Annotated in this window: 9 protein-coding genes; 4 read left to right on the forward strand and 5 right to left on the reverse strand. The window is 32.2% G+C overall.

Annotated features, from left to right (window positions below; translation table 11 throughout):
- Positions 1-5: 5 nt before the first annotated feature.
- Genes H0I32_RS09740 through H0I32_RS09750 form a run of 3 tightly spaced genes read right to left on the reverse strand, consistent with a single transcriptional unit; the run spans position 6 to position 5,817 of the window.
- Positions 6-1,520, reverse strand: a complete 1,515-nt coding sequence (locus H0I32_RS09740; protein ID WP_179313504.1) for a glycoside hydrolase family 2 TIM barrel-domain containing protein — start codon at positions 1,518-1,520, stop codon at positions 6-8.
- Positions 1,514-2,728: a hypothetical protein gene (locus tag H0I32_RS09745; RefSeq protein WP_179313503.1), complete on the reverse strand. Its 1,215-nt coding sequence runs from the start codon at positions 2,726-2,728 to the stop codon at positions 1,514-1,516. The genes H0I32_RS09740 and H0I32_RS09745 overlap by 7 nt, the downstream gene beginning before the upstream one ends.
- Complete coding sequence (locus H0I32_RS09750) at positions 2,728-5,817, reverse strand: hypothetical protein (protein ID WP_179313502.1); 3,090 nt, start codon at positions 5,815-5,817, stop codon at positions 2,728-2,730. Before H0I32_RS09750 ends, H0I32_RS09745 begins: the two co-directional genes overlap by 1 nt.
- Positions 5,818-5,997: 180 nt before the next feature.
- On the opposite strand from H0I32_RS09750, the gene H0I32_RS09755 reads away from it, so the two are divergent.
- The 4 genes from H0I32_RS09755 to H0I32_RS09770 all read left to right on the forward strand — a co-directional run bounded on the left by H0I32_RS09755 (position 5,998) and on the right by H0I32_RS09770 (position 9,311).
- Positions 5,998-7,173, forward strand: coding sequence for a response regulator (locus H0I32_RS09755; protein WP_179313501.1), 1,176 nt, complete (start codon positions 5,998-6,000; stop codon positions 7,171-7,173).
- 19 nt (positions 7,174-7,192) lie between these two features.
- A complete protein-coding gene (locus H0I32_RS09760) occupies positions 7,193-7,675 on the forward strand; it encodes a glycosyltransferase (RefSeq protein ID WP_173586311.1) in 483 nt (160 codons plus the stop codon).
- 19 nt (positions 7,676-7,694) lie between these two features.
- Positions 7,695-8,663, forward strand: coding sequence for a type I phosphomannose isomerase catalytic subunit (locus H0I32_RS09765; protein WP_179313500.1), 969 nt, complete (start codon positions 7,695-7,697; stop codon positions 8,661-8,663).
- 72 nt (positions 8,664-8,735) lie between these two features.
- A complete protein-coding gene (locus H0I32_RS09770; protein ID WP_179313499.1) occupies positions 8,736-9,311 on the forward strand; it encodes a PhnA domain-containing protein in 576 nt (191 codons plus the stop codon).
- 333 nt (positions 9,312-9,644) lie between these two features.
- Here the strand turns inward: H0I32_RS09770 and H0I32_RS09775 are convergent, their stop codons facing one another.
- Together H0I32_RS09775 and H0I32_RS09780 are read right to left on the reverse strand one after the other, a co-directional pair.
- Positions 9,645-10,112 carry a YybH family protein gene (locus H0I32_RS09775; protein WP_173586314.1) on the reverse strand — a complete coding sequence of 156 codons (468 nt, stop codon included), beginning with the start codon at positions 10,110-10,112 and terminating at the stop codon, positions 9,645-9,647.
- Between the two features lie 44 nt (positions 10,113-10,156).
- Positions 10,157-11,257 carry a DUF4407 domain-containing protein gene (locus H0I32_RS09780; protein WP_179313498.1) on the reverse strand — a complete coding sequence of 367 codons (1,101 nt, stop codon included), beginning with the start codon at positions 11,255-11,257 and terminating at the stop codon, positions 10,157-10,159.
- Positions 11,258-11,376 lie beyond the last annotated feature (119 nt).

Here is an 11,376-nt window from a genome sequence, read left to right on the forward strand (position 1 = left end):
AAATATTAATTAGAAATATATTTAAACGATTCCTTTTTTGCCCCATTTTTATCAATAAACCCAAAATGCTTTTGAGCATTTTTACGCCAAGGAAGCCTTCCTACAACTTCCTTTGGTATATATGTAAAGTCATATAAAGTCCAAGACATAAATTGTAAGTTATTTGCTGCAATAAGTTCTTGGATTTTTTTGTGATAATTAGCTTGGTCTTCTTCTGAAGATCCATGCGGTTTCCAAAAGCCAGAATAGGAAGAGATTCCAAATTCTTGTAACACTAAGGGTTTGTTTGGGATTTCTGTTTTTAAGGTTTTTATAGCTGTGTCTAATTGCTCTAAATCTTCATAGTAATGAAAGGATACTATATCTACTTTGTCTTTTAAAATAGGTGCACTTTGTGTATTAGACCAACCTATAGTGACCGGATGATGGCTGTCTATAGATTTTACGATGTCTATCATGTGGTCTAGCCATGCAACCACATTTGCTTTACCTCGAGATTCAAAATCTAAATTGGGCTCATTTTTAATATCCCAAGCAATAATAGCGTTGTGGTCTTTAAATGTAGAGACAATGATTTCAGCATGACGTTGGTTTAAGGTCCAGTCCATCACCGAATAATCCCCGTAAAAATCGAAAAGCGTTAACACCACTTTTAAGTGTACAGCTTCAGCTAAATCTAAAGTTTGTTTAAGTTTTTCTAGCTTTTCTGGTTTTACATTAGCTTTTCCGAAGTCTTCATATTGCACAAAAATACGAACGGAATTTAATCCAGCGTCTTTTATGATTTTAAAGTCTTTAGCAATAGTTTCAGTAGAAAAATCATCGCCAAACATATCCCAAGGATTAGCTTGCGGATAATAGTTGATGCCTTTAATATTAATATTATCGGTTGCAATGGTTTTAGCTTCAAAATGGTATGGCTTACTTTCTTCTTTTACCAAATGCCGAATCCGCCAAAATCCATCTTCCAGTAAAAACACCATTTTATAGGTGGAGGTTTCGGTAGTTTCAAGTATCAGTTTTTCAGCTTTAAAAATACGTTTGTATTCTACCACATTTCTATCGGTAACGACTGCTAATTGTCCATCTTCACTAAAAAATTCTAAAGTAGGATTATGGTTTAAGGTTGTGGCTTCTATGCTAATGTTTTTAGATTTGTTTAGGCTAATAAAATCATACAGGTTTTTTCTCGCACTATCGGTGTAATAATCTTTTATACCGGCTGTTTTGTTGCTCTTGTAAGCTATTTGTTTTACATACCAAGCATCCAAATAATCATTTTGTAAGGCATTTAAATTTTCGTTATCCATTGGTCGCCCTTCGTTTTGTAAAGGTTCCCAAGTTAATTTTGGTGTGTATTGTTCTACTTTTTGTATTTCAGTATGTAACATACTACTTCGGTCTGCACCTGTATTTAAGTAACTAAATAAGGCACTAACACCAGAAATAATAAAGGCAATAACCATAATATATGAGATAATTAATATGGTACGTAGTATGTTCTTGTTAAGACCTACCATAGTGTTTTGGTATTTATTTTTTTTGTTTTTCCCGCCGTTTTTATGCTGAAATTATAATCGCCATTTTGATACATTGCGTGTTTTAAATTGAAATTAACATAACCATTAAAAGATGTTTTTATAATGCTATCAATTAAAACTTGGTCTCTATAGATGTTTAATGTTACATGTAAGCCATCAGGAATCATTTGCCCCATAAAACTATGTAAAGGACCAACGGTTATTGTTCTATTTTTATTTGAAAATAAGATGTCAAAATCTTCAACAACTTGTTTATAAGTTAGTGTAATGTTATCGCTTTCAGACATGCCATCTACGTAAGCTTTAATATTCCAAGTGTCTTCGTAATCTGGATGGATTATTTTTGCTTGTGCAATACCATCTATAGTTGTCCCTGTAGTTTTTAAAATATTCTGATTCTTATTGGTAATGTAAAAGGTGACAAACGTCCCATCGCTTACTACATTTTTTTGCTTGTCCGTAATAATGGACGTTGTAAAAGTGGTCACCTGATTGCCATCAGCATATTGATGAGGTCGCGTTGTTGAAATGTTGAAATCTGTAGGGATAGCAGAAGCTACATTTATGGTAAATTCTTTTGAGTTAATACCTAAGCTTTCTGAAGACACTAACATACGACCACTTTCTTTTTTTGAATAAATATTCCTAAAGGCGATTAAATTGTTGGTGTAAATAGCGTTTGTTTCTTCGGAATCTAAAAATTGATGCTTTTCTGTGACTAAAGTATTTGTAGGAACGGGATTGTCTAATGAATCCGTTGGAATAATGACTAGCATGGTGTAGTCTGTACCACCAGCTTCAATACTTGGCGGTCCAATATAGGTTTCCATAGTAGCAACTTCAGCTTTTGGTTTAATGTTGAAGCTTCCTTTTATAGAAGTTGTTTTGTCTGTTAATATCCAATTTACAACACCTGTTTTTTTAGTTATGTGTTCTGGAAATGTATATTCTAAGGTTTTTGAATTTAAAACACCAGAAATTAACGTCGAACCAAAACTGTTAGAGCAATAAAGTAAAGGTTGCTCTCCATTTGAAGTAGAAAATTTTAAAACAATAGGATTTCCAACCTCATATTGTGTTTGGGTTGTAATTAGTTTAATCCTACTGCCTTCGTTTTGTTGTTTCACAGCAAAAGAGGATAATAAAATTAATCCTAAAAGGAATAGATATGTGTGTTTGATTGGCATTAATTAGGGTTTCCTATATAGGTGTTTATTTCTATTTTAATATAACTAAAATCTGGATGGTCAATTTTTTGTAATTGTGCTTCTGAATGGTTTTCAATTCTGTTAGGTACTATTTTACTAGCAATAGCATCGTTTGGTAGACCGTTAATAAAAATATTTTTCATGTCATCACTAATGATTTTTACTTTTCCATTTTTTAAAATTTCATATTCAAAATCTTGTTTTCGTTGTTGTCTTACACCTGCTTTTACAAATAAATGATCTACCCAAACCATGTTTTTATCTGCATCATAATACGTAATTAATAGTTGAGGTATTGTAATTTCTTGAATTCCACTATTAAATAAATTTCCAGTAATGGTTTCGTCTTTAATATCAATAGCGCTTAAAACAACACTTTTATATAAGTCTGATCCAGAAACATTTCCTGCAGCTTGTAAATTGAATTTGGTGGGTTGTTCTTCAAATTCAACGGGTGTAAATTCATCAGGATTAAAGGTGTCAGGAATAGAGTCTTGCGTTTTAGACCAGGCAATACCTTCAAAATTAATTCTAAAACTGCTCGATTCTTTAGGCATCAATTTATGCTTCATATGGTATTTGGCGTTGTACGTAGCAAGTTGTTTATTTGCATCGTTGTACAATGTTCCTTTTAAAATAACATCTGCAGGGACATTATCGATGTTTTGTACTTCACCTATAATTGCATAATGACCATTGTATTGGACCAGTTTTGCAGATACAACTTCTAAAACGGGTTGTTTTAAAATGTCTTCATGATGGGTTTGTTCTGTGGTAATTCGACGTCTACCTTGATTAAAATATTTGGTAGCATTGGCAGAATACAATTGGTCTGGTGGTAAATCGTTATTTAATTCGTCGGGTTGTAAATACCATTTTTGATTTCGTTTAGATAAGGTTTTGTAATCTACCTTTTCAATCTTTTCTAAAGGTGTAATCCACTGACTCGTCACCTTTGCAGAGACAGTGCTGTCATTATAGGCTGTGATTTCAGTTTCAATTGCATCCATTTTGGCATAACTACTCAGTAAACCATCAGTTACCGAAGTTTCTAACATATACTGAGCAATAGGTAGTTTGCTTTGTGGGTCGATTAAGCTGTGAGCTTTTTCAAATTCTTTAAAATCTAAAGCATCATAATAGGCTATTATGGCATTTTCTGGACTGCGTTGCGAGTCGTTTTTTAAATAGAATAAATAGATGCCATAAAATACTATGACAGCCAAAAACAATGACCAAACATGAGTGATTCTTAATACATTTCTATTAAATTTAGAGTAAGAAGCCGAATACTTTAAAAAATCAGGAATAGGTTTTATGCGTGTTTTTAGCATATTAACCCAAAGCATTTGTATGTTTAAAGCAAAGGCGATTAATACGGTTAGAAAAGGAATAACACCCCACATTATTTTTAACCAAGTAGCAACATCTTCTTTTGGTAAAATAGAAGATACAGGTGGAATATTAAGGCGTTCCCAAACCATAATGCCATTTTCTAACTGTCGTAAACGTTGCCAACCACAGAAATAAAGAATAGGGTCGTAAAATTTATCGTTAGAAAATATGTATTTGAGGTTGTATTTTTCTGGCGTAGTTAAAAATTGTTGTAACGATCCAATACCAGCAACGCCTTTAAATTTAGAGTTTTCTAAGCGTTCTATTGGTCTTGTGGTTAATTCGGGTAAACGTCTTGCAGAGTGGTAGTTTCCATCTACGGTTAAAGCATTGGTTTGTGCACTTAACCAAGCCATTTGGTCGCCAAAACCAAGGGTTAAAAACCGCCATTTATCATGGTCATCTTGATTTAAGAAATTCACAATGGGTAACATCTTTATTTTCTGTGGTTGCGAGGGTCTAAAATAGTTGAGACTCATGGTGAAAACGACCATAAAAACAGCAAGTCCTGCTAGTAATCCTCCAATAATACGATGGTAAACGGCACCAAACTTTTCTTGAATTAATGTCTTTAAATCACCTTCAACTAAACGATAGGCAAATTCACCCATTAAAGGGATGGATAAAATAGAGGCCCAAAGTGTAAAGCGGTCTAAGGTTAAAATATTAAAAGCAGTTTCGCCTAACATTTTAAGAGGAATAGGGGTTGTGCCACCAGTTCCTAAAATAGTACAAATGGTTACAGATAACCCAAAAAACAAATAGCGTTTGCTGTAATACCTGTAAAATATGTAAGGTAATAGGACTAACAAAATTCCCCAAGGAATTAGAAAGAAGACTAAACCAGAAGATGTGATTTCTAAAAAATTATCGCGAGAGCCATGCGGTATTGGTACTTGTGTAATTGGGTTGGCTTTAGAGTTTAACCAATACGGAAAAATACAACCAACAATTAATACTAAAGATAACATCCCAAAGCTTACAATACGTTTAAAGAGCTTTAAAAAGCTACTCCAAAATAACTTAAAAGTTACCTCTTTCATTGTGTTGACTTGACCTCTAGAAACATCCATTATAACCATTCCTATTAACGGGAAAATAAAAAAGATCATTCCAAAAATAGGAGTCACATGATGAGAGGTAACGGTTACAGCAATAAGTGATAAACTAGTTGCTAAATACCATTTTTCACCTGTTTTTAACCATAAATAGATTTCTGGTAAGGCATGCATTAATACAGAAACACCTATAATGCTTGGTAATTGCCCAAATATGTGAAGCGTTTCTACAAAAGAGGATGAAAAGACAGCTAAGATAGAAGCATAACCAGCAACAGTTTTATTACCTGTCATCATTAGAGAAAAACGATATGTACCTGTAATAAATAATACAATGGCTATTAATGCGACACTAAACATGCCAAATTTTAAGCCGCCAATTAGTGAGAGTAAACCTATAGATTGGTGAACTAATGGCGGATAGCTTTGTACTGTAAAACCAGTATACCATTCATAATTCCATGGTTCAAACCAACTATGTGCATAATGATCTGCAAAAAACAGATGTATTAAAGCATCATAAGTTGTTTCCAAAGTAAAAAAAATGGCACTACCATGAAAAGCTAATCCTAAGAGAAGCGCAGATATTAAGTATTTATTTGAGGTTTCCTTCATTTAAAGCCTAAGCTGTAACAACATGGTAAAGATATATAATTTAAATAGGGGTTCTATTTTTAATTATCTATAGTAATCTACCATTCATCTACACTTGTCTATAAGTTAAACTAAATAAGAATTTTATAAACGTCTTCTAGACTACTTTTGAATCATCAATAATATAAAAACCAACTTATTATGAAAGTTTTAGCTATAGATGATCAACAGCTAGTATTACTTCCTTTACAAAAAAGGTTAGTTGAATTAGGTTATGAGGTAAAAATAGAAACTGATGCTACTGAAGGATTAAAATTATATGAATCGTTTAATCCAGATTTAGTGATTGTAGATATTAACATGCCAGGTTTATCTGGGTTAGACTTTGTAAGATATATTAGAGAGACTAAGAATTCTCAAATACCAATCATGGTTTTGTCTGGAAACACGCAAGACGAAACGATTACAGAAGGATTTGAGTTAGGTATTAATGATTACATGAAAAAACCTTTAAGCCTAAATGAAATCAGTGCACGTGTAAAGCGTTTAATTGGTGCTCCAGAAATGCGAAACTCTGTCGCAAATAGTGATGTAATGATTCAAGAGCGTTGTGTTGGTGTTGTCATACCTTGTTATAATGAAGAAGAACGTTTATTTAGAGATGAATTTATTAGTTATATAGATAAAAATTCAGGCTATCATTTGTGTTTTGTAAACGATGGAAGTACGGATAAAACTCTAGAACTTTTAAAAGATTTACAAAAGGGAAGAGAAGATTTTATTACGGTTTATGATTGTGAAAAAAATGGAGGAAAAGCTGAAGCTGTACGTTTAGGTATGTTGCATATTTCTAAAAAAGCAGATTTAGATTATATAGGCTTTTTAGATGCCGATTTATCTACAGATTTAGCAGATTTTGATGATTTAGTAAAGACGATTGAAACCTCTGATTTTAAAATTGTGAGTGGTTCTAGGATTTCTAGGATGGGAGCAGATATAACTAAAGAGTCTGCACGAAAAATTATAAGTCTTACAATTAATTTTATTATCAGAAAGATTTTAAAAATGGACTTTAAAGACACGCAATGTGGTGCCAAAATATTTAGTAAAGATGTTATTGAGATTGCATTTGGTGAAAAATTTGTAACACAATGGATTTTTGATGTAGAAATTTTTAAAAGAATGAGTATCCATTTTGGTTTAAAAAAGGCTAAAGCTATGCTATGCGAACAACCTTTAAAACGCTGGATTCATGCAGATGGTTCTAAACTATCAATGAAAGATTCTGTAAAAATAGTTGGGCAATTAGCACAAATAGCTTGGGTTTATAGATCTAAAAAATCAGATGGAAAACCAGCTAAAATAGAAGTAGCATAATCTAGTTAACAGAGGACTAATGAAGATTGGAATTATAATAATATTTCATAATAATGAAACAGATATAGATAAATCGTTCTTTATAGACCAGATTAAGAGCTCAGAACATATTGAAATATGTTTTGTAGATAACGAAAGTAAAGATGAGACATTAAATCATTTAGACGATATAAAAGAAGTCTGCCCTGATAAGGTTTCTGTTATAGAAATTAAAAGAAATGTATCAGAGATTGCTGCAACCAAAGCAGGAGCTAGATATATGTTTAATGAGTTTAATTTAAAACATATAGGATATGTTAATGCGAATGCTTTAAAACGAAATGGACTTATTTTGAGTACATTAATTAAACGTTTTTGTACACATAAAGATGTCATTATTGACTTTAATTTAAAAATAATAAAAGATCAAGAGATCAAAAAAACATTATTTAAAAGTGTTTTTTCTGTTGTAGAATATTTGCAACATATTGAAAAATCTTCTCTAGTAATCCCAACTACTTAATTTATAATCTTACTAAACCATGCAAACTTATCCTATAAGATTTAAACCCATTTTAAAAGAAAAAATATGGGGAGGGCAAAAACTTTCTACACTTTTAAATAAATCTTCAAATTCTAAAAATGTCGGTGAGAGTTGGGAAATATCAGGGGTAGAAGGTGATATTTCTACTGTGTCTAATGGTGTTTATAAAGGGTTATCATTAAACGACTTAATAAAGAGATATAAAAATGAATTCTTAGGGAAGTCTAATATTGTTACTTTCGGAGAAAAATTTCCATTATTAATAAAGTTTTTAGATGCTAAAACTAATTTATCAGTACAAGTACACCCAGATGATAAAATAGCAAAGGCACATCATAAATCTTTCGGTAAAACAGAAATGTGGTACATAATGGATAGTGATGATGATGCTGAAATTGTTTTAGGTTTAAAGAATAATGATGTCGATAAAAGTGTGTTAGCAGATATTAATGCTTCTAATGTAAATACAATTTTTAATACCGAAAGAGTAAAACAAGGGGATAGCTATTTTATTCCAGCAGGAAAAATTCATGCTATTGGAGCAGGTATTTTGGCAGCCGAAATTCAGCAAACAAGCGATATTACATACCGTGTTTACGATTGGGATCGTAAAGATGCTAACGGAGTACAAAGAGAATTACATACCGAATTAGCTCAAAAAGCAACAAAATCTTTTGCTTCGAACGGAAAAAGTGATTACCAATTAACCCAAAATGAAACTTGTAATTTAGTGAATTGTGATTTCTTTACAACTAATATTTTTGAAGTAAAAGGCACAGAATATAAAAGTTATAAAAACCTTGATAGTTTTGTGATTTTTATGTGTGTAGAAGGTGTTGTAGAAATTAAAGTAGAAGATAGTAATGAACTGATTAAAATGGGAGAAACCATTTTAATTCCTGCTAATACAAAAGAGGTGGTTTTTAGTGCTCAACAATCTAAACTACTAGAGATCTTTATTGCTTAGTCTTATGATATGGTTGTAAAATTACGAGAAAGTCTTAATTAATGATACATTTGCAGAATAGAAGAATATATTATGTCATTAGAAAGAGAACTACAACAACGAAGTGGCTCAAAGTGTGAGCTAAGTGGAAGCGAAGAAAACTTATCAGTTTTTATCGTTCCAGATGTAAAAGAGAACGGATTAAAAACAGCATTATACGCATCTAAAACCTGTATAGAGCAGATGAATGATGCAGATACTATTGATGCCAACCATTGGAGGTGTCTTAACGATAGTATGTGGAGCGAGCACGACGCTGTGAAAATTATGGCGTGGAGAATGCTTAATCGTATTAAAGCAGATTGGACTCAAGATTTATTGGGTATGATGTATATGGAAGAAGATTTGTTAGAATTAGCACAAGCTTCTGGTGATGGTGAAGATGATGAAAATAAATTAGTACACAGAGATGTTAACGGTGTTATTTTAGAACACGGTGATTCTGTAGTATTAATTAAAGATTTAAAAGTGAAAGGCTCTAGTATGATTGCTAAGCAAGGTACAGCAGTTAGAAACATTAGGCTAGATCACGAAAACGAAACTTACATTGAAGGCCGTGTTGGTGCTCAGCAAATTGTAATTATAACAGAATACGTTAAGAAAACTTAATCGTTATTTTTTTTATTAAAAAAATCGAAACTAAGAGGTATTAAAAACACCATAAATAAGTATTTTTTGGTTACTAAACCGTAAATAGTTAAAGCTGCTAGTAACACCATTAGTATTATTTTGTACTTATATTTCATTTTGTAAAAATATGAATTTTTACAATTCCTTTTTTTATTCCGAAATGAAATTGCACAGGTTTAAATGAAATAATATACAGGTTTTCATAATTTTATTTAAAGTTCTGATACCTCTTAGTATTGATATAAGATTATTAAATTAATCTCATTATTTATTGATTTAGTATTTGTTGATTGTAGCTTTTAAAGGGGAGTTTTAACAAGACATATCTGCAATTATCTTCCATTCACCATTTATTTTTTTGAAGATGATCATAAAAACACCATTGGCATTTCCAACTTCACGTTTTAGATGATATTCACCCATCACCCAATAATTATCACCTTCAATTTTTGAAATATCATTAATCAAAAATTTTAAGGTGCCGCTTTCTGCTTTTGTCGGATAGCCTTTCTTGTAATTCGCTAAGGTTTGATGCCAGCCTTTAGTAAGTCCATTGCTACCATAAAACTTAAGCGAATCGCTTTTCCAGTAGCCTTGCATAAATCCTTCTAAATCGTGGTTGTTCCAAGCAATCTCTTGTGCTTCCATTACTAAGCGTATGCCTGCCTCAGCAAGTTCGTTAGATTCGCTTTTGTGCGTTGTTTCTGTGGTAACGTCTGCCTTAATACTAATACAGCTAAAACACGATAAGGCTATGGCAAAGACGAGAATATATTTCATAAGAATTGGTTGTTGTTTATCATCTAAAAATAACAACTAATTTTCTAAAGAATACCCTTTTGTTGTTTTAAAAACGCATCGGCTTGATTTTGTATTAGAATCCTTGCCTGCTTTCGTTTGTAGTTCATCAGCGCTTCTTCATCTGCAATTTCTTTGTAGACTTTGTTATTAATTTCATTATCGGTTTTTAAAAGGAGTTGGCGTTCAGCAACCTTTTGCATGGTCCAGGTTTGAATCGTGGTTTCTTGATCTTGTAATTTATAATCGAATTCACCTTTTGAAGCTAATAGTTTGGCTATGATTGGAGAGGTTTCAATCGCTAAAAACAATAGAAAAATAAAGAAGGATGGTAACCAAGGTAATTCGCCTAAAGCGGTAATACGTGCCATTAAACCATCAAAATTATCAATAATAGGTTGTGATGTTTCAATATTAATAGTATAATCTGCTTCAAGCGTTGCTATTTGGGTTTCAAGCGCTTCGATTTTAGTTTTAGTATCAGATTTTAATTCTTGTAACTCGGCTAATCCAGCATCATGCTTGTCGCGCTTTTCCTTATACACAGGACCTTTGCCCAAAAGTTTAGAACCTGCTGTGCCTTCAGCTTCTGAAATATAAGTATTATATAAGCCATTGACTTCCGCTTCTTTGACATCAATTTGAGCATTTAAGCTTAAAATTTCACTTTCAAGCGTAGCAATTTTAGGACTAAACTGTTCCGCAATTTGATTCTGGTTCGCTAAGGTTAAATCATTTTTTTGTTCTAATAAAACTTGATTAATTTCTTTTTCAAAAATCTTTAATTCTAATGGTTTTGAAATGACTACAGCAATAATAAGTGCTAAAAAAAGTCGTGGAGTCGCTTGAAGGATTTCATCTAAAATATTGTCGCGCTTTTTAATCGTTGAAACAATATAGCGGTCTAAATTAAAAATGAGTAAACCCCAAATGAGTCCAAAGAAAATTGAAGTATAGAGATTGTCAAATACGGTAAAAAGGGCATAACTAGCTGCAATGGTTGCCATAACAGCGGTAAAGAAAACGGTAGCTCCAATACCAGCATATTTGTTCTGTTCACCAATGGAGCAGTCGTTTAAAATGTCGGTGTCAGCGCCAGAGCAAAGGATAAAGAATTGCTTTAACATAAGTGTTTGTTTTTTGATTGACCTAAAAATTAGGCTGATTGATTGACTATTAGAACGCTAAAACATACTTTTTGTTACATGTTTAGATGAAAAATGCCTCATAAATTGAGGCTTTAGAT

Origin of the sequence: Winogradskyella sp. HaHa_3_26 (assembly GCF_019278425.1) — a bacterium.
GTDB classification, from domain to species: Bacteria; Bacteroidota; Bacteroidia; order Flavobacteriales; family Flavobacteriaceae; genus Winogradskyella; species Winogradskyella undariae.